Below are 21,462 nucleotides of genomic sequence, written 5' to 3'. Positions count from 1 at the left end.
GCTATCTCTGGGAGCGGTCGAGCCAATCGCGCAGTCCGTCGCCGATGAGGCTCATTGACAGCGCCGTGATAAAAATCAGCGCGCCGGGCACTGCAGGCAGCCACCAGTGCAACACGATGTAGTTGCGGCTGTCATTGAGCATGAGACCCAGCGACGTCAGCGGCGGTTGTATGCCCAGTCCGAGGAATGACAGGCCTGCCTCCAGAATGATTGTCTCTGGCAGGTTCAGAGTGAACTGGACGGCCATGGCGCCAGCAATATTGGGCCCGATATGGACGAAATAGACCCGCCACAGAGGTAACCCCATGGAACGGGCCGCTGCGGCGTAGCCACGCGTCTTTGCGTCCAGAACAAGGCCGCGCGCCAGCCTTGCGTAACGCTCCCAGCCCTGAAAGCCGACAACCAGAACGAACAAAAAAAGATCGTTGCCGAAAAACGCGATCACAAGAAGGGCGAAGATCAGGAAAGGCAGCGCTGCCTGGACATCGACCAGCCCCATCACGATTTCCTCGACGATGCCGCGTCTGTGAGCTGCGAGCGCGCCAAGCGCAGTGCCGAAAACTGCCCCTATCAATGCTCCGAAGAAGGCGACCGCCATGGAGATGCGGATAGAATAGATGGCCCGGCTGAAGACATCCCGGCCGAGATGGTCCGTTCCCAGCCAGTGTCCTGGTGGACCGCCTGCGAAACTCGGCGGCTGCAGGCGCAGGAGCAGATCCTGTTCGGCGTAGCCGTAGGGTGCGATCCATGGCGCGAAAACAGCCACAACGACCATAAGTCCGAGCCAGACGCATGCGGCGACGAGCACCGGAGAATTATGCCTAACCGCGGATGCGGATTGCCGGATTGAGAAATGCATATGCGAGGTCGACCAGAAGGTTTGCGAAAATCATTGTAGCGGAGAACAGCAGGACGAGCGCCTGGACAATTGCGAGATCTCGGCCGGAGACCGATGTGACGAGTAGGCGGCCTATGCCCGGCCAGGCGAAGATCCATTCGACGATCACCGAGCCGCCGATCAGCCCGCCAAGAAAAAGGCCGATAATCGTGACGAGCGGTATCGCAGCGTTAGGAAGTACTTCGCGGCGCATGATTGTGCGACCAGCCCAGCCCTGTGATCTGGCTGCCAGAACATGCGGCTGGCCGAGCACTTCCAGCACTGCAGCCCTGGTGAAACGGGCGATGACGGCGCCGTAGGCGGTCGACAGCGTTATGACGGGCATAATCAGATGCTGCGGCGTGCCGTAACCGGAGGACGGCAGCCAACGCAATTCGACAGCGAACAGCCAGATCATCAGGATGCCCATGACGTAGCCGGGCAGCGCGTGCCCTGCAACTGCTGCGGCCATGACCAGCCGGTCAATCCAGCTTCCACGGTTCAGGGCGGCGGCAATGCCTGCGGGAAGGCCAATCGCCAGCATCGCAACGAAGGTCCAGCCCATCAATTCAAGCGTGATCGGAATGCGTTCGGCAATAATGCCGACCACATCTCGTCCATCGACGAAGGACCGTCCCATTGTGCCGTGGAATATGCCCTGCCAATAGCCGACATATTGCTGCCAGAGCGGCTGGTCGAGATTCCACAGGCGCCGATAGAGTTCGATGATTTCGGGCGGCGTTGTCTCTACCGGCAGCAATGATTGGACAGGGTCGCCGGTCACGCGCAGAACAACGAAAGTTGTGGTCACGACGGTCAATGCAGTCAGGATTGCGCGTATCGTGCGGATGAAGACGAAACGGATCACGCTGCGACCTCCCAATGCCGGCCGGACGTTTCGACATCTACTGCATGGCATGCCGTGAAACGGCTGTCCGCTCCTGCCTGAAGCGCCGGCGTCTCGGCCCTGCATCGGGCCGCGGCCCTGGGGCAGCGGGGGTGGAAGGGGCAACCGGATGGCATTTGGGCAGGGTCGGGCGGATCGCCGCGCAGAATACTCCTGGATTTGCGACGTTTCGGATCAGTGCTGAGGACAGCGGAAAGCAAGGCCTGCGTATAGGGATGCTTCGGAGTGTGGTATATGTCGTCTGCTGGCCCGATTTCCACAATCCGTCCGAGATACATGACCGCAATACGATCCGAGACGTAGCGGACAACCCGAATGTCGTGGCTGATGAATATCCCGGTAAGCTCGAAACGATTGCGAATATCGGCGATCATTTCTATTACCTGCGCCTGCACGGAAAGGTCGAGGGCGGAAACGGGTTCGTCAAACACAACGATCTGCGGTTCTACCGCGAGCGCTCGAGCGATGACGGCGCGTTGCCGCTGGCCCCCAGAAAGCTGATGGGCGTATCGCGACGCATGCTCGGCTTTCAGATTGACCGCCTGGAGCAGTTCAAGCATCCGACTATGTGTATCGTCTGTGATTCGATGCGTCTGCAGAACCTCAATGATCTGGTACCCGATCGACAAACGGGGATTGAGCACGGATAAGGGGTCCTGCCAGACCAGTTGTAGCCGACGACGCGAGTTGCGGAAGGCTTCGCCGTCGTCAGTAACGAGTGGCTTTCCATCAGCGCGAATGTCGCCAAAACTCGGTTTGTCCAAGCCGACGAGCAGTCGGCCGAAGGTTGATTTGCCGCATCCGGATTCCCCGACGATCCCCAGCATTTCACCCGGTTGTATGGTGAGGTCAATGCCATTGAGTGCGTGGACTCGGGCGCGGCCGCGAGCTTCGAATAGCCGGGAAAGTCCGCGCGCCTCAATGCCGATTCCCTTCGTCGCGTTCGATGGGCGATTGCGCGGCGGACTTTTACGCGACGTTAAAACTGATGCGCGACCCAGTTCCGGAGGTATGGATGTAAGCAGAGAAGCCGTATATGGGTGTTGCGGAAACGAAAACAGGCGGTTGGCTGGCGCTTGCTCAACCACGCGGCCAGCGCGCATGACGGCGACATGGTCGGCGGCTTCGGCGATTACGCCGAAATCGTGACTGACGAGCACGAGGCCCATGCCTCGTTCGGCTCTCAATTCTGCCAGAAGGTCAAGGATTTGCGCCTGGGTCGTCACGTCCAGCGCCGTGGTTGGCTCATCGGCAAGCAGGATTTCTGGGTCGCTAGCCAGAGCGCCAGCGATCATTACGCGCTGGTTTTGCCCGCCGGAGAGTTCGTGCGGATAGGCGCGCAGGCGCTCCCGCGCCGCAGGCATGCGGACAGCGTCGAGAAGGCGCACGGCTTCCGCTTCGGCTGCGGCTCCTGTCAGCCCGCGATGCAGCTTTACTAAACCGGAAAGAAACGGCCCAATCCGTCGCAAGGGGTTCATCGTTGCGCCCGGATCCTGGAATATCATGGCGATGCGCCGGCCGCGTATGCCTTTGCGTCCGGGAGCAAGCGGCGCGCCGTTCATTCGGATGGAACCGGCGCTCTGCCAGAGTGCGCCTGGCAACAGATCCATGATCGACAGACAGGTAAGGCTCTTGCCTGATCCGGATTCACCGACGATACCGAGCGCGCCGCCGGGCGGCAGCTGCAGAGATACGTCCGAGACCAGCAGATTATGAGGACTGGTCCGATGTGCGACAGACAGCCCATCGATTGATAATTGCGGTGTGCCGGCGGCCGCAGGGGCCGCCGACGATAGCGATGAGATCTGCATCAATCGAAAGCGAGATTGTGCGGCCGCAGTTCCATCCATTCGAACGTGACCGGGCTCCAGCCGATCGAGGACTGAATGCCGTAGAGTTCGTAGGGGCGATAAAGCGGCGCGCCGGGGGCTTCGTCGTCGAATATGTCCAGCGCGCGCTGGAACGCGGCGCTGCGTTCCGGACTGTTCGGCATCGAACGGATTTTGCCGAGCAGTGCATTGAACTCCTCCGGCGCCTTCCATCCATAGTTCTTCTGAACGTTGGAGCCTTCGTGCCAGTCTGTCGTCAGCGGCGTGACCGGGTCGGTCAGCGGGAATCCGTTTGACCAGTTGCGGCTCATCAGACCGTCGCCGGTGACCTGTCCCCAGTTTTCCTTGATCTCGATTTCGACATTGAGACCGGCTTCCTGCCACCATTGCTGCATGGCCTGGGCGGCGGCGACGGAATTGACGTAATAGTCGTTGAGCGTGCGATAGGTGATCGGTTCACCCGAGTATCCGGCTTCTGCGAGCAGCGCTTTTGCGCCCTCGATATCCTGCCGGTACGGCGCGCGACCGGGATCGTAGGCCTCTCCCTGCATTGGAAGCTGGAAGCCGTTGGTCACGCCGGCGAGGCCAGCCCACAGAGCGGTATTGAGGGCGTCGCGATCGATACACTTGTGCATGGCGCGGCGGACTCGCTTGTCAGCCAGAATATTGTCGACCTGATTGTGAACCACAAGATGGGTGTTTTCGATTTGTGCGCCGCGACCCTCGACTTCCTTGTAGCGTTGCAGAAGCGGAATATTGTCCGGATTCAGCGCACAGGCGATGTGATATTCGCCAGAGATCAGACCAGCAACGCGGGTCGCGGTTTCGGGGACAACGACAAAGGTCACCGTACGGGCGGTCGGGCGGCCGCGCCAGTAGTCCTCATTGGCTTCCAGCACGACGCGGTCGCCGCGCAGAAATTCCTTCAGCTTGTACGGGCCGGTGCCGATGGGCGCGGTGCCGAAACCATCGAGCCCCTTGTCTCGAAAATACCCTTCAGGCACTACCCAGCCGATCCAGGATGCGAGCCGTTTTTCCATTGCGTAGTCCGGTCCGTTGGTAACGAACTCGACTGTCGAGTCGTCAATGACGCTGACTTCTGCGAGGTCGGGTCGGAAATAGGCGGCGCGCGGGGTGAGCGGTTCGGGGCCGAACATCCGGTCGTAACCGAATGAGAAGGCCACGTCCTGAGCGGTCATCGGCTCGCCATTGTGAAAGACCACGTCGTCGCGCAGCGTAACGCGAACGGTATGGTCGTTAAGGCGCTCAACGTTTGTTGCAAGACCGGGTTCGATCACCGCGCCCGAACCATCGGGATTGGAAAGAAAGTTGCGGTAGAGAAGCGTGTCATACATGGCGTTGACGACGCGCATGCCGACATTCGAAATGGCCGCGATCGGTTCGAGGTTGTCGACGAGACCCTGCACGGCGATAACCAGATCGGGGCGATCGGACTGGGCCAGGGCAGGGGTCGGGAAGCGCAGCGTGGCGGCGCCGGCGAGAGCGGCCGCGCCGGTCATAAAGCCGCGGCGCGTAGGACGGATAAGGTGAGACATCGGAGCTCCTAAAGGGCGTGTAGAAGAGAGAATGGAGTTCGCTGATCAGACGCGAACTGGAAACATCCGGATGTTTGTCTCGAGACATAACAAAGGCGTGACACCTGGATGAAGTTTCCTTTACGCAGTTGTGTCAGCGAATTCGAAGAAGACCGGCTGGTGGTCAGATCCTTGCGCGTCATTGTCTATCCAGGCGCGTCTGACCATCCCCGCGAGCCTATGTGTGGCGAAGCAATGGTCGATCCGTTTTCCGAAGCTGTTGAAAGATACGGTGACGCCTTCCTCTTCTCCATGACCTGCGGCCACCCAGGCGTCAACGAAACCCCTCAGTTCGCCGACACGGCCGTGGTGTTCGGTCATCTCGCCGACAAACCTGTCATATTCCACGCTATCGGGCGAGAAATTGAAGTCGCCCATCAGGATGATGTCATCCGGCATTGGAGGGGCTGGATTGTCGAACCATCCCGTGTCGAAGGGACCGCCCCAGGTTGCACCGGTCGCTGGTCCATCGAGCAAGATTTTTTTCGCCGCCTCGATTTGCGGCAGTCTTGTTTGCGGCCCGATATGATCGAAATGCACCGAGGCGAAGCGCAGCGGCCCAAGGGGCGTCTTGATCACGGTTTCGAGCATTGCCCGACGGGAGTGCACCTGGCCATACAAGGCCGTCTTCGGAAGGAGGTGGTTGGCTGATGCAAGGATCGGCCAGCGTGAGATCACCATGTTTCCGAATTGCCGCCGGCGATTGACGACGCGACCTTCGACGAAGGTGGAGGCGTCTGCGTCGACGCCAGGGCCGTAGACCCAATACATGTTCGGTCGCCGCGCGGCGATCTCCGCTGCCTGGTCGATCATGCCCGAGCGATCAACAAAGGTGTCCACCTCCTGGAGGGCGATGAGGTCCGGATTTCCCAATTCAGCTACGATACGATCTAGATCGTAGCGGTCGTCTTTACCCCTGCCATACTGGATGTTGTAGGTCGCGCAGAGCATGTTAACTCCTTGTCTTTGGGGCGCCCCTTCTTCAGTCGAGGCCCGGTTAAGTCAGTGACGGTTTCTGATGAAGTCCGGTCGGCGACCGGTGTAGAACTGTTGCGACCAGGCGACTTAATCGTTGTTGGTCGCCGAAATGGTGAACCTGACCCGGGCCGTGGACCAGACCGTTTCGGAGTAACAGATTGGAGTTCCGTCGATCAGCGTATCGACCGAGTGCAGTATCATCACCGGCATATCAGGATGTTGCCGCAGTAACTCGGCCTCCTCTGGCCGGGCCGGGCGACTTTCTATGTTGGTTTCGGCCCTGACATAGTCGGTGATTCCGTAGGTTTTGTAGGTCTCGGTTGCCGACAGGAGAAGGCTCTGCCGCTCTACGAAATCAGGAAAGCGGATGGACGATCGCCATGCGACGCCAAAGCCGACAGGCAGGCCGTCCGCATAGGTGATGCGTCGCGATGAGATGGCTGGCTCGCCATCCTCAAGCCGCAATACTTGTCGGAGCCCATCGCTCGGATCGGTCATCTCGACATCGAGAAGTTCGCCAGTAACCTTGATGCCCTGTGGCAGGAGATTGCGGTGTACGCGTGTGCGTTTACCAATAGCGTAGACGATGCGCGGAACCGCTTCGACATAGGTGCCACGGCCCTGTTCGACGCTGAGCTTGCCCTCTTTGGCCAGTTCGGCGACGGCGCGTCTGACCGAGTGACGGCCGGCGCAATATATTTCAGCCAACTCGGCTTCGGTTGGGATGCGGTCGCCCTGGACGAATTTGCCACTGGCGATATCTTCGTCGATAGCGGCCCTTACCGTTTTCCATTTGTCTCGCAACATCGCCCGCCCATTCATTCGGATGAATGAGCAGTAATCCGGCTTCTTAACATCTCCATGACAGCATGGGCGGTGTTGATGAGTGTGAGCGGCTCAGCTGAAGTTCATCGCTTCGTGCCTTCAATAGGCGAGATCAGGACGACATCGTCGCAATCCGGCGCAGAGGCGTCGTCAAAAATCGTTTCGCCGCCGCTGCTCAGCCGGACCCGGTCGGTGGCCGCCAGCCGGAGCATTTCCCGGTATAGCCGATGTTCCGCCTTTAGAACCCGTGCTGCGAGCGTCTCCTCGTCGTCGTCCGGTCGCACCACAACGGCGGCTTGTCCAATGATCGGGCCGTCATCCATCCCTTCATTGACAAAATGCACTGTGCATCCGTGGATCCGCATGCCGAGCGAAAGCGCGCGTTTGTGTGTTTCGAGCCCAGGCAGATTCGGTAGGAGGGAAGGGTGGATATTCAGGATGCGCCCTTTCCACTGTCTGACAAATTCGGCGGAGAGGAGGCGCATATATCCGGCGAGGCAAATTATGTCAGGGTCGATGGAATTCAGGGCATCCAGCACGGCCGCTTCGTGTTCGCTGCGCGATCCGAAACCGGATCGTGGTATGGCGAATGTTTGAATGTTTTCCCGCGCCGCCAGCGTCAGTCCGCCCGCCTCCAGGTTATCCGAGAGGACAGCGACGATCCGGTAGGGACAATCCTGTGCCGCGCTGGCCTCGATCAGCGCTTCCAGATTGCTGCCGCGGCCTGAAATGAATACGGCGACCCGCTTGACCGACTTTCCGGTCATAGACCCAGCGCACCGCGATAACGCACGCCGGGCTCGGACGGATCGCGTTCGACAATCACACCGATCTGTTGGGCCTTTTCGCCGTTGGTTCCGAGCGAAGCCGTCAACGCGGCGACGTCTTCAGGAGCGGCGATTGCGATCATTCCGACGCCGCAATTGAAGGTGCGCAACATTTCAGCAGGTTCAATTCCGCCGGTAGAAGAAAGCCAGGAGAATATGGGTGGAGGCGCAAGCGCTTCGAGATCGATTTCGGCGGCGAGTCCGTCCGGCACAACTCGCGGAATGTTTTCCGGGAAGCCGCCCCCGGTGATGTGCGCCAGCGCCCTGATGCGATCGGTGAAGCGCAGCGTTTCCAACAGGGATCTGACATAGATGCGCGTCGGGGTCAGCAGCGCTTCCGCCAGGCTGATCTCCGGAGAAAAAGGCGCTGGGTCGTCCCAGGACAATCCCGCGATCTCGACAATCTTGCGGACAAGCGAAAATCCGTTCGAATGCACGCCGGAAGACGCAAGGCCCAGAATGACGTCGCCTGACTGGATTGCGCCCGAGGGCAGTAACCGGCCGCGCTCGGCTGCACCGACGGCGAAACCGGCGAGATCGAAGTCCTTGCCTGCATACATTCCGGGCATTTCGGCGGTTTCTCCGCCGATTAACGCGCAACCTGCCTGGCGGCAACCGTCTGCAATGCCGGCGACGATTGCTTCGCCTTCCTCCGGGTCCAGTTTGCCGGTCGCAAGATAGTCGAGGAAAAACAGCGGTTCAGCGCCTTGTACGATCAAGTCATTGACACACATGGCGACAAGGTCGATGCCGACTGTGTCCAGCCTGCCGCTTTCAATGGCAATCCTGAGTTTTGTACCGACGCCGTCGTTGGCGGCGACAAGGACAGGATCCTCGAAGCCGGCAGCTTTGAGATCGAACAAGCCGCCAAACCCGCCAATTTCGCCATCGGCACCCGGGCGCCTTGTTGAGCGCACAAGCGGTTTGATCCGTTCAACGAGCGAATTGCCGGCGTCGATGTCGACACCGGCGTCGCTGTAGGTGAGGCTGTTTTTTCTGGCGTCCGTCATGTTCCTGTCCGGGTAGTCTCTTTTCAGCGAGATTGCACGGCGCGGGTCATCCTGCAAGACGCCAATGGTCCTAATCCAACATTAGCATCCCGTTGTGGCGCTCGCCCAAGCAAATGCCGATATCTTCGAAACCACCCGCAAAACAATGATTTGTCGCATTTTATTGTCGAATATAAAGCATGAACAGGCGTACAGAGCCACATTACAAACCTCTGACTCGGTTCATGACCGCGAAACGCGTATAGTTTCGTCGGCGCATTTCGCGGTAGATCGTGTTCCGGAGAAGGATCAGTCTTATAATCCACCGGAAGAGGCCCTAAATCAGGTCGAGGATGATGACGATTCGCATGGAGGAGAGGAACCCGGCGTCGCCGGTTCCACAGAGCTTTCTGATCCGATGACCATTCCCAATATCATTACCTTTTGCCGTTTCCTCATGGTTCCGGGCGTCATCTATGCGCTTCTGCAAGGCGAAATGGCGCCGGCCTTCGTGATCTTCGTCCTGGCTGGGTTGTCCGATGGGATAGACGGGTTCATTGCGCGACAGTTCAACCAGCAATCGGAACTGGGAAGCTATCTCGATCCGATTGCCGATAAATTGCTTTTAATCAGCGTCTTCATCATGTTGGCGATCCTCAACTACCTGCCGCACTGGCTGGTGGTTCTGGTGGTGTCGCGCGATGTGCTGATCATGATCGCCGTCGTTCTGTCCAGCCTGATGACGCATCCGATCACAGTTAATCCATTGCTGGTTTCCAAAGCCAACACGGCTTTTCAGATCGCGCTCGCAGCCATCGTTCTCGCGGAGCTAGCGTTCGAGGTTCGCTTTGGCGATTTGCAGACAATTCTTGTCTATGTCGTAACGCTTCTGACCATTTTGTCCGCCGGAGCCTATCTCCGCGTCTGGATTCATCATATGACAGATGTGGAGTGACGGAGCGCGCCTATGACGACCGAGACATTCAGGACTTCCTTGCGCTGGCAGATTGTGTTCTGGCTGTGCGTCCTGTTGGCGTTCGGGCTCTTTCTCTATGTGTTCAGCGATATTCTGCTCCCCTTCGTGGCAGGAATGGCGCTCGCCTATTTTCTCGATCCTGTGGCGGATCGACTGGAGAAGGTGGGTTTGTCGCGCCTTGTCGCGACGCTCTTTATCCTTGCAGCCTTTGTGGTGCTCTTCGTCGTCGCGATCATCGTTGTCATCCCGCTGCTGATCAGTCAGGCCAACCAGTTCATCGCTGGTCTGCCCGAAAATCTATCCAGGCTGCAGCAACTGATTTCCCCGGCTGAACTTGGATGGGTGAAAAACTGGATCGGGATGGAATTGCCGGATCTGAAATCGTCGATCGGCGCGCTGTTGTCTCAGGGCGCCGGATTTGTGGGAGAGATCCTGCTGCAGATCTGGAATTCCGGCATGGCGCTGATCAACATCGCGTCCCTGCTTATCGTCACCCCAGTCGTTGCTTTCTATCTGCTTCTCGATTGGGACAGGATGGTTGATACAGTCGATAGCTGGATACCGCGCAATTATCTTGAGGACGTGCGTGAAATTCTCCGTGACATGAACAAGGCGATCGCCGGTTTCGTGCGCGGTCAAGGCAGCGTCTGCATGATTCTCGGACTGTATTACGGCATTGGACTGACGCTTGCCGGGCTGAATTTCGGCCTTCTGATTGGTTTGTTCGCCGGCGTCATCAGCTTCATTCCCTATGTCGGCTCGTTCGTGGGTCTTCTGCTTGCAGCCAGCGTTGCTGTCGTCCAATTCTGGCCGGACTACGTCTCGATCGGCATCGTGCTCCTTGTCTTTTTCTCCGGACAGTTCCTGGAAGGCAACATTCTGCAACCGAAACTTGTCGGTAAGAGTGTCAACCTCCACCCGGTTTGGCTGATGTTCGCGCTCTTCGCCTTTGGTTCGCTGTTCGGATTCGTCGGACTGATGATCGCCGTGCCCGCGGCCGCCGCGACGGCCGTTCTGGTTCGTTTCGCCCTGAAACGGTATCTGCAAAGCGATCTCTACGAAGGTGGAGCGGACAAGGACGTAGAACTCACCGTGTCGGTGACGGAAAGACAGGGCGATGAGCCGTAGCGACCATACATCCGCCAATCGGCCGAACGACCAACTGCCCCTGGGATTCGCGCACGACGCCAGCACGTCGCGCGATGATCTCATCGTGTCGGATCCTGTCAGCCAGGCCATCGGGTTGATTGACGACTGGCCTGCCTGGCCCTCACCGGTAACGATCCTCGCAGGCCCTACAGGCTCGGGCAAGACGCATCTAGCCAATATCTGGCGGGATCGGGCATGCGCCGTCGAAATCACGGTGCGAACAGGCGAAGAGAACAACCTGAAAGCGGCGGATAGCGGACCGGTGCTGATCGAGGACATAGACCGGACCGGCTTCGATCAGACGCTGCTTTTTCACCTGATAAACACCGTGCTGCAGCATCGGACATCGATGCTTGTAACGTCGCGCATCTGGCCTGCCGGTTGGCCGGTGGATCTTCCTGATCTCAGATCGCGACTGAAAGCTGCAACCGTAGTTGAGATTGGTGAACCTGACGACGAACTCCTCGCTCGCGTTATCGTCAAGCTGTTCGCCGACAGGCAATTGGGCGTAGATGAAAAGGTCGTCTCGTACCTTGTGAACAGAATGGAAAGGTCACTTGACGCTGCTCAACTGATCGTGCACCGGATGGACAATCTTGCGCTTTCGCGGGGAAGCAGGATAAACCGACGCATCGCCGCCGACGTGTTGCAGGAACTGGAAGATCGGGATCATCATGAAGACGTGTTATAGTCCGATTGTGCGGCGCGGATCAGGAATCCCCGCCCGGAGCTAGGATATGGATGACAAACCGACGCAAGCCGGTATCGACGCATCCGCAGAAGCCGATGTCGAGTCCCTGATGCAGAGCCCAGAGCGGTTCATCAATAGGGAACTGTCCTGGTTGCAGTTCAATCGCCGTGTGCTCGAGGAAACCCAGAACAGCGCCCATCCGTTGCTGGAGCGAGTGCGGTTCCTTTCAATCTCCGCCGCCAATCTCGATGAGTTCTTCATGGTGCGCGTCGCCGGCCTCGAAGCCCAGATTCGCGAGGGGATTCTCAATCGCTCCGCGGATGGCCGCACGCCGCTGCAACAGCTCGAGGAGGCGCTGGGGGAAATCGGCAAGTTGCAGCTGGAGCAGCTCGCCTCCCTCGCCGTCCTTCAGCAATACCTCGCCAAGGAAAGCATTCACATAGTTCGCCCCGGTTCGCTCGACAACGGCGATCTGGAATGGCTCCGCAAGGAATTCATCGAATCGATATTCCCGGTGCTTACGCCCTTGTCGATCGATCCCGCCCATCCGTTTCCATTTATTCCCAATCTGGGTTTCTCTCTCGTCCTGCAGCTGTACGAACGTCAGACCAGAGAGCCGATGACCGGCCTTGTCAGGCTGCCGGTCGCGCTGAAGCGCTTCTACCTGTTGCCGGAGCGCGAGAACGGCAAGATGCGCTTTATTTCGCTTGAAGACATCGTCGAGCAGTTCATGGAAGTCCTGTTTCCAGGCTACGACGTAACCGAAAGCGGGACGTTTCGGATCATCCGCGACAGCGATATCGAGGTGGAGGAAGAAGCCGAAGATCTCGTGCGACTGTTCGAACGCGCGCTGAAGCGCCGGCGTCGCGGTTCGGTAATTCGCATCGAGTTTGACTCCGAACTTCCGGATCCCTTGCGCAACTTCGTGCAGACCGAACTCAACGTGCCGGCTGATCGCGTCGCCACGCTTCCCGGATTGCTCGCCCTTTCGACCATATCCGAGATTGTCGATATCCCTCGGGACGATCTCAAGTTCGAACCCTACAACGCCCGTTTTCCAGAGCGCATCCGCGAACATGCGGGAGATTGCTTCGCTGCGATCGAGGAAAAGGACATCATCATCCATCATCCATACGAATCCTTCGATGTGGTGGTGCAGTTCTTGCGTCAGGCGGCGCGCGATCCGGATGTCCTCGCCATCAAGCAGACGCTTTACCGGACGTCGAACGACAGCCCGATTGTGCGCGCTTTGATCGATGCAGCGGAGATGGGCAAGTCGGTCACGGCGCTGGTCGAACTGCGCGCGCGGTTCGACGAAGAGGCCAATATCCGCTGGGCGCGGGACCTCGAGCGCGCGGGCGTGCAGGTCGTCTTCGGCTTCCTGGAGCTGAAAACTCATGCGAAGATGTCGCTGGTGGTGCGCCGCGAGGAAGGCAGGCTCGTCAGTTATTGTCACCTTGGCACGGGCAACTACCACACGGTAACCGCGAAGATTTACACGGATCTGTCGTTCTTTACCTGTGATCCTGAAATCGCCAGCGATGTCGCCCATATCTTCAACTTCATCACTGGCTACGGCAAGCCGACGGAGCGCATGAATCTCGCGGTGTCGCCGGCCACGCTCCGCAAGCGGATGCTGGAGCATATCGATGCGGAAATCGACCACGCCCGCAACAGCCGTCCGGCCGCCATTTGGATGAAGATGAACTCCCTGGTCGATCCTGAAATCATAGATTTGCTATACAAAGCCAGCCAGGCGGGCGTCCAAATCGACCTTGTCATTCGCGGCATATGCTGCCTGCGGCCACAGGTGCCCGGCCTGTCGGACAATATTCGGGTCAAATCGATCGTCGGACGCTTCCTCGAACACAGCCGCATCGTCTGTTTCGGCAACGGCCATGGTCTCCCCAGCGACAATTCGATTGTTTATATCGGCTCCGCGGACATGATGCCGAGAAATCTGGATCGTCGCGTCGAAACAATGACGCCGTTGAAGAACCCTACGGTCAAGGAGCAGGTGCAATCGCAGATCATGCTCGGAAACCTGATAGACAATCAGCAGAGCTACGAGATCCTGTCGGACGGGACATCGCGCCGGATCGATGTCAAGCCGGGCGAGGAGCCTTTCAATGCGCAGCACTATTTCATGACCAATCCCAGCCTGTCAGGCCGGGGCGGGGCGCTCGCCTCCAGCGCTCCCAGGCTGATCGCCGGACGTTTGTCCAAGGGTAAGAATTCAAAGTGAACAGGGTGAATGGTCGAATCTGAAGCTCAAGGCCGGTTGCCGGGCATTGCGCCGGTATCGGTAATCGACATCGGATCGAATTCGGTGCGTATCGTCATCTATGAAGGACTGAACCGCGTCCCGACTGTGCTGTTCAATGAAAAGGTTCTGTGTGGCCTTGGAAAGGGTCTGGCCACGTCGGGCATGCTTGATCTGGAGGGCGTGAACAGGGCGCTCGCCGCACTACGCCGGTTCAGCATGCTGTCCAGTCAGGCGCGGGCGACGCGTATGCACGTGCTCGCCACAGCGGCCGCGCGTGAAGCCACCAACGGCCCCGATTTCATCAGCCAGGCGGAAAAAATCCTTGGTCATGAAATCGATGTGCTCAGCGGTCGCAAGGAAGCGCATTATTCGGCAATGGGAGTTATCAGCGCCTTTTTCGATCCCGACGGCATTGTCGGCGACCTTGGCGGCGGTTCCCTTGAACTCGTCGACATCGAGGATCGCAATATCGGCGACGGCATCACCCTGCCGATCGGCGGCTTGCGTCTGGCGGAGGCGGCGGATGGATCTCTCCAGGAAGCGCGGTCCATCGCGCGTCGCAAAATGGCAATAGCGACGCTACTCGAACGGGGCAGGGGCAGAACCTTCTACGCTGTCGGCGGCACCTGGCGAAACCTCGCGAAGCTGCATATGGAGATGACCGATTACCCGCTGCACATGATGCAGGGCTACAATATCACCACAGAGGAAACGCTGCAATTCCTGGACAAGGTCGACAAGATCGACGCCAAGGATCCGGCGATGCGTGCGATTTCCCGCAATCGTCGCCTGCTGTTGCCCTATGGCGCGGCGGTCTTGCGCGAAATCATTGACGCGATGAAACCGGAAACGATTTGCTTTTCCGCTTTCGGCGTGCGGGAAGGTTACCTCTATTCCCTGCTTGACGACGAGACGCAACTCGAAGATCCGCTTTTGGCGGCGGCCAATGAACTGGCGATCTTGAGAGCGCGTTCGCCGGAACATGCGCGCGAACTCGCAGAGTGGACCGGGAAGGCCTTCGCCGCGTTCGGCATCGAGGAGACGATCGAGGAAGCCCGCTACAGGCGCGCAGCCTGCCTGCTCGCCGACATAAGCTGGCGGGCGCATCCGGACTATCGCGGCGCGCAGTCTTTCAACCTCATCGCCAACGGAACCTTCACCGCGATCAGCCATCCGGGCCGGGCCTATATTGCGCTCGCAAATTTCTATCGGTTCGAGGGGCTGAGCGACAACAATCACGACGAGCGGAACCTCGCGATCGCCGAAATAGCGACGCCGCGGTTTCGGTCCTTCGCAAAACTTCTGGGTGGTCTGATGCGCGTCAGCTATCTGCTGTCCGCCTCGATGCCTGGAATTGTGCCGTTGATCGATTTCGAAAAGGACGGCGAGGACGGCCTCGTCTTCAAGCTGCCGGAGCAGGTAAGGGACTTCGCGGGTGAACGGCTGGACGGCCGGCTGCAGCAGCTTGCGCGTTATACCGGGAAAACACTCAGTTTCAAATTCGGATAAATTCAGAGCCTTTCCCTGAAATATCCGACGATTTCGTCCAGAGCCGCCTGGGTCGGCGAGTTTTCGCCCTCAATGAAATGCGCCGTCAGCATAGCGTGCTTGTTGCCGGGAACATGCGTAAGCGTGATCCGCTCTCTGTCCGAATTGAAGGCCTGGTCGATGGCGGCGAATTTTTCTGCTTTGCAGAGTTTGTCGCCGGCAAACCGGTAGGCGTGCATGGGGCCATGCGTGTCAAGCTTGCGTTTCGTCGCCTCGATGTCCTCCGCCGACATATGAAGAGCCTTCTGAGCAAAGAGGGGCAGGGAGGGTTGAGCAGCGACGGACGCGAGAACGCTTTCGTCGGCCATAAGGGATATAGCGAAATTTCCGGTCAGGCACATGCCGATTACGCCTACGCCTGAGACACCGTGGCGCTGCTGAGCGTTGCGGCAGAGCGCCTTGAGCCAGTCGACGATGGGGCTTGATCGGTTGCGCGCAAAGATATCGATTTCGCGCCGGACACAGAAAAAACGCGCGACGTTTCGCACTATCGCAAATTTGCCAAGAGGCCCGAAAAGATGCGGCAGGATCACCAGGAATCCGGCGTCGACCAGCTTGTCCGCAAACCGGATTGTCTCCTTTTCAATTCCGGGAAGCTCCTGCAGAATGACGACGACGGGCCCTGCGCCCTTTTCATAGACATCGTGCTCCACCATTCGGCCGCCGGATATTTCGGCAGAAAACGGTCGTTGTTGAAATCCATCCAGCATGTCGTGTACCCCCTCGGCTATTGGTGGGGTCACCAGACCCCATCTGGAACGAAGCTCTCTTGACAGTTCATGCTTCGCGACAAACGCCAACGTCTGTCTGCTATTATGGCGCAGAGACCCTCTGCAATCAAAAGTGGTGTGGCGCCCGATCCGCCAAGGGTCGAACGCAACCAGAGCACAACCGACTGCGAATATCGCAAAAGGAGGAGTATTTCCAGCTCATTCAAATCGAAGGAACCTGCGGCGTTGGTCTGACCGCGAGGGTGACAGGCTATCTCAATAGGTCGAGAGAACCTTCTTCAGCGATTTGAAAACATCCTGATCAGGCATGCGGTCTTCCAGCTGTCGCCGGGCTCTTGAATTGATGTGATGTACGTTCTGGACGAACACCACCTTGACGTCTTTCTTTTCGAGCTCGGCGACCAGATCGACGAGCGTCTCCGAGGAACTGCGGGAGTGGGCGCGCCAGGCTAGGCAATGGAGCATCGGGGCTTTCGAGATATTTCACTATGTCGCCAGTGAAAGACGCAATCTTCGATTTTTGAGCGCTTTGAGATTAGGCGCCACGATCGTCGTGCTTTACGGCCTGTTTCAGACAATCATGTTCGCATCGACCCAGGTGGCGTCGCCCATATGGCACTATACCCAGTGGCAGGCAGGGGCGCGAAATCTGCTGCATTTTCTTTCTACGCCGCTTGTGCTGCCAGGCTACAATACCGTTTCATTCGCAGCGCTCCATATCCTTGCGTGGAAGGGAAAAAGCGTCTGCCCGCACGATATTTCCGGTAAAACCGGCCTTCCGCCGTCGGAGGAAATTACGGCTTGATGATTGTCTGAACTAGAGCTCGACAGCCTCGACTTTGCGGTCGACGAACCGCAGGGCCGTCTTCCCGCGCAACAGTTTCAGAGCCTCTTCGCCGAAAAGCTCGCGTCGCCAGCCTTTCAACGCCTCTACCTCGGCGTCTTCGCCATCGGCGGCGATCCGCTCAAGGTCCTCGGAATTGGCTATCACCTTGGGCGCCACGCCGTATTTTTCTGTCGTCATCTTGAGCAGAACCTTGAGAAGCTCCGTCGCGGCGGCGGCGCCTTCCGGCGATTGAGCAGGCCGCTGAAGACGCGGCATCTCGTGCTTCGGCAGGGCAAGCGCTTCGTTGACGGCGTCGATCACCGCCCGACCGGATTGCGAGCGCTCCCAGCCTTTGGAGATTGTCCGAAGCCGTCCAAGCGTTTCCGGATCCTTCGGCTGTTGCTGGGCGATCTCGTAGATGGAGTCGTCCTTCAGAACGCGAGATCGCGGTACGTTGCGTTCACGCGCCTCGCGTTCACGCCAGGCGGCGATATGTTTCATCACGGACAGTTCATGCGGTTTGCGCAGCCGCATGCGCAATCGTTTCCAGGCGTCTTCCGGATGCAGATCGTAGGTCGAAGGGGATTCGAGAATATCCATCTCCTCCTTCACCCAGTGAGCGCGCCCGTCTTCTTCAAGGCGTTGTCTCAGCATGGTGTAGACATCGCGCAGATGCGTGACGTCGGCCAGCGCGTAGTCGAGCTGCTTTTCGCTCAAGGGGCGTCTGCGCCAATCGGTGAAACGCGATGACTTGTCGATGCGGGCGCCCGTCGTTCTCTGCACAAGCTGATCGTAGGAGATCGAATCGCCGAAGCCGCAAACCATGGCGGCGACCTGAGTGTCGAAAATAGGATGCGGTATAAGACTACCGAGGTGATAGATGATCTCCAGATCCTGGCGCGCCGCATGGAAGACCTTCATCACCGAACTGTCGGCCATCAGCGAGAAGAACGGGGCGAGATCGAGATCGTTTGAAAGAGGGTCGACGATCATGGCTTCATCTGGCGAGGCCATCTGTATCAAACAGAGTTCCGGCCAGAATGTCGTCTCACGGATGAATTCCGTGTCGATTGTAATGTGGTCGGATTGTGAAAGTCGCTCGCAGGTGGCTGCAAGTTCGGAGGTTGTCGTTACAATTTTCATGGAATTTGTTTAGATCATTTTTTCCCGGTACGAAACTGCTCCCTGTCATAGTCCTTGGACGCAACACGGTTGGCCATCCGGGAAAACGAGAGGGACGTGCGTAACAGCGCGCTGAATCGGCCCCTGTGGCTTGCAGGAACTGCTGCGCGAACACGCATCCGCCAAAGGGTGATGACGATCAGGCTCGCATGCACGATGCTGGTGTAGGTGAACATGACGCCGGGCGCGGAATTCTGCATCAGCAGCGATGCGATGTAAGGGCCGATAGTGGCTCCGATCGACCAGTAGAAGAGCAGTCCGGCGGCGACCTGTACATACTGGCCATGTTCAGCGTGGTCATTGGCATGGGCGGCCGACAGGGAATAAAGCGGAAGCGAAAAGGCGCCAAAGAAGAAGATTCCGATATAGTTCAACAGTGGGTCAGAGCCGGCAAACGTATTAATGAAGAGGCCTGAAAGGGCTGCGCCTGCAGTCGCGATAATGAGGATAACGCGCCGATCGTGCCGATCTGACAACACTCCAAGTGGATATTGCAGGATTGTTCCGCCAAGAATTCCGGCGCCCATGAAAGTCGCAATGGACGAAACCGGGAGCCCGATGGACTGTGCGTAGATGGGACCGATCATGCGGAATGTCGCAGACGTCAGGCCAATGGCTATGCAGCCAATGCATGCGATAGGCGACAGTCGCCAGATAGCGGCCGGATTGAAGGAAAATCTGCCTGGCGGCTCGGGATTCGACCTGTCGGCGAGTGAGATCGGAACCAGCGAGAGGCTGATCATGATGGCAAGCGTCGAGAACACCACGAAGTTCGAAAGGTCGAAAAACGGGATGAGGAACTGCGATCCGGTTACGCAGACCATGTCGATAAGCCTGTAGATCGAGAGCACGCGCGCGCGCGTTTGGTTGGTGATGCCGGAGTTCAGCCAGCTGTCCACCGTGGCGAAAAGCCCTGCGAAGCACAGACCGGAAAGAAACCGGATGATGGCCCAGGCGAGCGGATCGACCAGAATCACCAGGAGCAGGCATCCGCTGGCGCCCATCGCCGCCAAAGCCGAAAAGGCGCGGATGTGGCCAACCGCCCGCAAGATTGGAGAGATCAGGAAGCTTCCGGCCATGAAGCCGATGGAATAGCTGGCGCCAATCAGACCGATGGCAGATGTCGTGAAACCCTCATCAGCCCCGCGAAGCGCGATGAGTGTGCTTTGCATGCCGTTTCCGGCTAGCAGGATCGCCGCCGCAAAAAACAGCGGCACAAGGGGACGGAGAGAGGACATGGACGGTGCGACTCGGCGGGCTACGGAGACTTGGGCGGACGATATCACGATGCGCCGGAAGCGAAAGCATTCGATTAAAGCTGGCTTGGCTGCTTGACAAATCGCCTGCGTCGTGCGCTTGTCCGCCCGGTTTTGACAGAAGGCGATCCTTCGCGTCACCGCAGTCTCACGGAAAGAAAAAGCAGGACAAACCGATGCACCGCTATCGCTCCCATACTTGCGCCGCTCTGCGCAAAACAGACGTTGATTCATCCGTCCGCCTGTCGGGCTGGATCAATCGCGTTCGCGATCATGGCGGCCTGCTGTTCATTGACCTGCGCGACCACTATGGCATCACGCAAATTGTCGTCGATCCGGATTCCGATAGCTATAATCTCGCCGAGACGCTGCGCGGCGAGTGGGTGATCCGCGTTGACGGCGACGTCAGGGCGCGATCGGACGAAACGGTCAACCCGAAACTGCCGACCGGCGACGTCGAGGTCTATGCCCGCGACATCGAAGTGCTGTCCGCCGCCGGTGAACTACCGCTACCGGTTTTCGGCGAGCCGGACTATCCGGAAGACGTGCGTCTGAAATACCGTTTCCTCGATCTGCGCCGCGAGACGCTGCACGCCAACATCGTCCGCCGTACGCAGATCATCGCCGCCATGCGGAGGCTGATGGGCGAGGCGGGCTTCGCGGAATATTCGACGCCGATCCTGACTGCGTCATCGCCGGAAGGCGCACGCGACTTTCTGGTGCCGAGCCGCATCCATCCGGGCAATTTCTATGCGCTGCCCCAGGCGCCGCAGCAATACAAGCAGCTCATCATGGCATCGGGCTTTGACCGCTACTTCCAGATCGCGCCGTGTTTCCGCGATGAGGATCCGCGCGCCGATCGGCTGCCGGGCGAATTTTACCAGCTCGACATGGAAATGAGCTTCGTCGAACAGGAAGATGTCTTCCAGACGATGGAGCCGGTGGTGCGAAATGTCTTCGAGGAATTCGCCGACGGCAAGGCCGTGACAGAGGAATTCCCGCGCATTCCATATGACGAGGCGATCCGCAAATATGGGTCCGACAAGCCGGACCTGCGCAACCCGATCGTCATGGAAGCGGTAACCGAACATTTTGCCGGCTCCGGCTTTAAGGTTTTCACCGGTATGATCGAGCGTGATCCGAAAGTTGAGGTCTGGGCCATTCCTGCAAAGACCGGTGGAAGCCGGGCCTTCTGCGACCGGATGAATTCCTGGGCGCAGAGCGAAGGCCAGCCAGGTCTCGGCTATATTTTCTGGCGCGAGGAAAATGACGCCGTTGCCGGAGCGGGGCCGCTTGCCAAGAATATCGGTCCTGAGCGCACGGAGGCGATCCGCAACCAGCTTGGTCTGAAATCCGGCGACGCCTGCTTCTTCGTGGCCGGTGTTCCGGCGAAATTCGCCGCCTTCGCCGGGGACGCCCGAACGCGCGTCGGTGAGGAACTGGATCTGATCGACACCGACCGGTTCGCCCTGTGCTGGATCGTCGACTTTCCCTATTACGAATGGGACGAGACGGAAAACCGGCTGGATTTCTCGCACAACCCCTTCACCATGCCGCAGGGCGGCAAGGAGGCGTTGTCAGGTGCGGATCCACTTGCAATCAAGGCTTGGCAGTACGACATGGTCTGTAATGGCTACGAGATCGCCTCCGGCGGCATCCGCAATCACATACCCGAAGTTATGGTCGAGGCGTTCGGCAAGGTCGGGCTTGACGCGAAGGTGGTGGAAGAGCGGTTCGGTGGCCTCTACCGGGCTTTCCACTATGGCGCGCCGCCGCATGGCGGCATGGCGGCCGGAATCGACCGCATCGTCATGTTGCTGGTCGGCGCGAAGAACTTGCGCGAAGTGACCATGTTCCCGATGAACCAGCAAGCCGAAGACCTGTTGATGGGTGCGCCGAGCATCGCCGATCAGACGCAGCTCAAGGAACTGAGCCTGCGCATCGCACCGGCCGCAAAGACAAACTGATTCGGGAAAAGTTTGGGCCCGCTGACTGCGGGCCCAGAGCTGT

19 protein-coding genes are annotated in these 21,462 nt (G+C 58.7%); 7 read left to right on the top strand and 12 right to left on the bottom strand.

The window, feature by feature from the left end; genetic code table 11:
* Nucleotide 1: 1 nt before the first annotated feature.
* The 8 genes from AAFN47_RS24295 to purM form a co-directional block, all read right to left on the bottom strand.
* The gene (locus tag AAFN47_RS24295; protein ID WP_499811858.1) at nt 2-808 is read right to left on the bottom strand and encodes an ABC transporter permease; all 807 of its coding nucleotides are present in this window, start codon (nt 806-808) and stop codon (nt 2-4) included.
* A 13-nt stretch (nt 809-821) separates the two neighbouring features.
* Entirely contained in the window at nt 822-1,745 is a 924-nt protein-coding gene (locus AAFN47_RS24290; protein ID WP_499811857.1) for an ABC transporter permease, read from the bottom strand.
* The gene (locus AAFN47_RS24285) at nt 1,742-3,595 is read right to left on the bottom strand and encodes a dipeptide ABC transporter ATP-binding protein (protein ID WP_499811856.1); all 1,854 of its coding nucleotides are present in this window, start codon (nt 3,593-3,595) and stop codon (nt 1,742-1,744) included. The genes AAFN47_RS24290 and AAFN47_RS24285 overlap by 4 nt, the downstream gene beginning before the upstream one ends.
* Nucleotides 3,595-5,169: an ABC transporter substrate-binding protein gene (locus AAFN47_RS24280; RefSeq protein ID WP_499811855.1), complete on the bottom strand. Its 1,575-nt coding sequence runs from the start codon at nt 5,167-5,169 to the stop codon at nt 3,595-3,597. Before AAFN47_RS24280 ends, AAFN47_RS24285 begins: the two co-directional genes overlap by 1 nt.
* A gap of 120 nt (nt 5,170-5,289) precedes the next feature.
* Entirely contained in the window at nt 5,290-6,159 is an 870-nt protein-coding gene (locus AAFN47_RS24275) for an endonuclease/exonuclease/phosphatase family protein (protein WP_499811854.1), read from the bottom strand.
* A 114-nt stretch (nt 6,160-6,273) separates the two neighbouring features.
* Entirely contained in the window at nt 6,274-6,993 is a 720-nt protein-coding gene (gene phnF, locus AAFN47_RS24270) for a phosphonate metabolism transcriptional regulator PhnF (protein WP_499811853.1), read from the bottom strand.
* A gap of 101 nt (nt 6,994-7,094) precedes the next feature.
* The gene (purN, locus tag AAFN47_RS24265) at nt 7,095-7,778 is read right to left on the bottom strand and encodes a phosphoribosylglycinamide formyltransferase (protein WP_499811852.1); all 684 of its coding nucleotides are present in this window, start codon (nt 7,776-7,778) and stop codon (nt 7,095-7,097) included.
* Nucleotides 7,775-8,848: a phosphoribosylformylglycinamidine cyclo-ligase gene (purM, locus tag AAFN47_RS24260; protein ID WP_499811851.1), complete on the bottom strand. Its 1,074-nt coding sequence runs from the start codon at nt 8,846-8,848 to the stop codon at nt 7,775-7,777. Before purM ends, purN begins: the two co-directional genes overlap by 4 nt.
* A gap of 397 nt (nt 8,849-9,245) precedes the next feature.
* Here purM and AAFN47_RS24255 point away from each other — a divergent pair, with 397 nt between their 5' ends.
* From AAFN47_RS24255 to ppx, 5 genes are read left to right on the top strand one after another with little or no spacing between them, the layout of a single operon-like run.
* Complete coding sequence (locus AAFN47_RS24255) at nt 9,246-9,782, top strand: CDP-alcohol phosphatidyltransferase family protein (RefSeq protein WP_499811850.1); 537 nt, start codon at nt 9,246-9,248, stop codon at nt 9,780-9,782.
* Between the two features lie 12 nt (nt 9,783-9,794).
* Nucleotides 9,795-10,931 carry an AI-2E family transporter gene (locus AAFN47_RS24250; protein WP_499811849.1) on the top strand — a complete coding sequence of 379 codons (1,137 nt, stop codon included), beginning with the start codon at nt 9,795-9,797 and terminating at the stop codon, nt 10,929-10,931.
* On the top strand, nt 10,921-11,643 hold the full coding sequence (hdaA, locus tag AAFN47_RS24245) for a DnaA regulatory inactivator HdaA (protein WP_499811848.1): 723 nt from the start codon (nt 10,921-10,923) through the stop codon (nt 11,641-11,643). Before AAFN47_RS24250 ends, hdaA begins: the two co-directional genes overlap by 11 nt.
* A 46-nt stretch (nt 11,644-11,689) precedes the next feature.
* A complete protein-coding gene (locus tag AAFN47_RS24240; protein ID WP_499811847.1) occupies nt 11,690-13,888 on the top strand; it encodes an RNA degradosome polyphosphate kinase in 2,199 nt (732 codons plus the stop codon).
* A 9-nt stretch (nt 13,889-13,897) separates the two neighbouring features.
* Nucleotides 13,898-15,418 (top strand): exopolyphosphatase, encoded by a 1,521-nt coding sequence (gene ppx, locus AAFN47_RS24235; protein WP_499811846.1) that lies wholly within the window; start codon nt 13,898-13,900, stop codon nt 15,416-15,418.
* A gap of 2 nt (nt 15,419-15,420) precedes the next feature.
* Here the strand turns inward: ppx and AAFN47_RS24230 are convergent, their stop codons facing one another.
* The gene (locus tag AAFN47_RS24230; RefSeq protein WP_499811845.1) at nt 15,421-16,113 is read right to left on the bottom strand and encodes a dienelactone hydrolase family protein; all 693 of its coding nucleotides are present in this window, start codon (nt 16,111-16,113) and stop codon (nt 15,421-15,423) included.
* 330 nt (nt 16,114-16,443) lie between these two features.
* A complete protein-coding gene (locus AAFN47_RS24225; RefSeq protein ID WP_499811844.1) occupies nt 16,444-16,653 on the bottom strand; it encodes a hypothetical protein in 210 nt (69 codons plus the stop codon).
* 64 nt (nt 16,654-16,717) lie between these two features.
* On the opposite strand from AAFN47_RS24225, the gene AAFN47_RS24220 reads away from it, so the two are divergent.
* On the top strand, nt 16,718-16,993 hold the full coding sequence (locus tag AAFN47_RS24220; RefSeq protein ID WP_499811843.1) for a hypothetical protein: 276 nt from the start codon (nt 16,718-16,720) through the stop codon (nt 16,991-16,993).
* Between the two features lie 12 nt (nt 16,994-17,005).
* On the opposite strand, the gene rnd is transcribed toward AAFN47_RS24220, so the two are convergent.
* On the bottom strand, nt 17,006-18,157 hold the full coding sequence (rnd, locus tag AAFN47_RS24215) for a ribonuclease D (RefSeq protein WP_499811842.1): 1,152 nt from the start codon (nt 18,155-18,157) through the stop codon (nt 17,006-17,008).
* Nucleotides 18,158-18,171: 14 nt separating this feature from the next.
* Nucleotides 18,172-19,368 (bottom strand): MFS transporter, encoded by a 1,197-nt coding sequence (locus AAFN47_RS24210; protein ID WP_499811841.1) that lies wholly within the window; start codon nt 19,366-19,368, stop codon nt 18,172-18,174.
* A gap of 260 nt (nt 19,369-19,628) precedes the next feature.
* On the opposite strand from AAFN47_RS24210, the gene aspS reads away from it, so the two are divergent.
* Nucleotides 19,629-21,419: an aspartate--tRNA ligase gene (gene aspS, locus AAFN47_RS24205; RefSeq protein ID WP_499811840.1), complete on the top strand. Its 1,791-nt coding sequence runs from the start codon at nt 19,629-19,631 to the stop codon at nt 21,417-21,419.
* Nucleotides 21,420-21,462 lie beyond the last annotated feature (43 nt).

Source organism: Hoeflea sp. CAU 1731 (genome assembly GCF_039888615.1).
Classification (GTDB): domain Bacteria; phylum Pseudomonadota; class Alphaproteobacteria; order Rhizobiales; family Rhizobiaceae; genus Flavimaribacter.
Note: the sequence above shows the minus strand (reverse complement) of the source record. Positions and strands in the feature narration are given on the sequence as shown.

Coding starts and splice junctions, on each gene's coding strand:
- AAFN47_RS24285 (WP_499811856.1), bottom strand. CDS start 3,595: ATGCAGATCTCATCGCTATCGTCGGCGGCCCCTGCGGCCGCCGGCACA.
- AAFN47_RS24280 (WP_499811855.1), bottom strand. CDS start 5,169: ATGTCTCACCTTATCCGTCCTACGCGCCGCGGCTTTATGACCGGCGCG.
- AAFN47_RS24275 (WP_499811854.1), bottom strand. CDS start 6,159: ATGCTCTGCGCGACCTACAACATCCAGTATGGCAGGGGTAAAGACGAC.
- phnF (WP_499811853.1), bottom strand. CDS start 6,993: ATGTTGCGAGACAAATGGAAAACGGTAAGGGCCGCTATCGACGAAGAT.
- purN (WP_499811852.1), bottom strand. CDS start 7,778: ATGACCGGAAAGTCGGTCAAGCGGGTCGCCGTATTCATTTCAGGCCGC.
- purM (WP_499811851.1), bottom strand. CDS start 8,848: ATGACGGACGCCAGAAAAAACAGCCTCACCTACAGCGACGCCGGTGTC.
- AAFN47_RS24255 (WP_499811850.1), top strand. CDS start 9,246: ATGACCATTCCCAATATCATTACCTTTTGCCGTTTCCTCATGGTTCCG.
- AAFN47_RS24250 (WP_499811849.1), top strand. CDS start 9,795: ATGACGACCGAGACATTCAGGACTTCCTTGCGCTGGCAGATTGTGTTC.
- hdaA (WP_499811848.1), top strand. CDS start 10,921: ATGAGCCGTAGCGACCATACATCCGCCAATCGGCCGAACGACCAACTG.
- AAFN47_RS24240 (WP_499811847.1), top strand. CDS start 11,690: ATGGATGACAAACCGACGCAAGCCGGTATCGACGCATCCGCAGAAGCC.
- ppx (WP_499811846.1), top strand. CDS start 13,898: ATGGTCGAATCTGAAGCTCAAGGCCGGTTGCCGGGCATTGCGCCGGTA.
- AAFN47_RS24230 (WP_499811845.1), bottom strand. CDS start 16,113: ATGGTGGAGCACGATGTCTATGAAAAGGGCGCAGGGCCCGTCGTCGTC.
- AAFN47_RS24225 (WP_499811844.1), bottom strand. CDS start 16,653: ATGCTCCATTGCCTAGCCTGGCGCGCCCACTCCCGCAGTTCCTCGGAG.
- rnd (WP_499811842.1), bottom strand. CDS start 18,157: ATGAAAATTGTAACGACAACCTCCGAACTTGCAGCCACCTGCGAGCGA.
- AAFN47_RS24210 (WP_499811841.1), bottom strand. CDS start 19,368: ATGCAAAGCACACTCATCGCGCTTCGCGGGGCTGATGAGGGTTTCACG.
- aspS (WP_499811840.1), top strand. CDS start 19,629: ATGCACCGCTATCGCTCCCATACTTGCGCCGCTCTGCGCAAAACAGAC.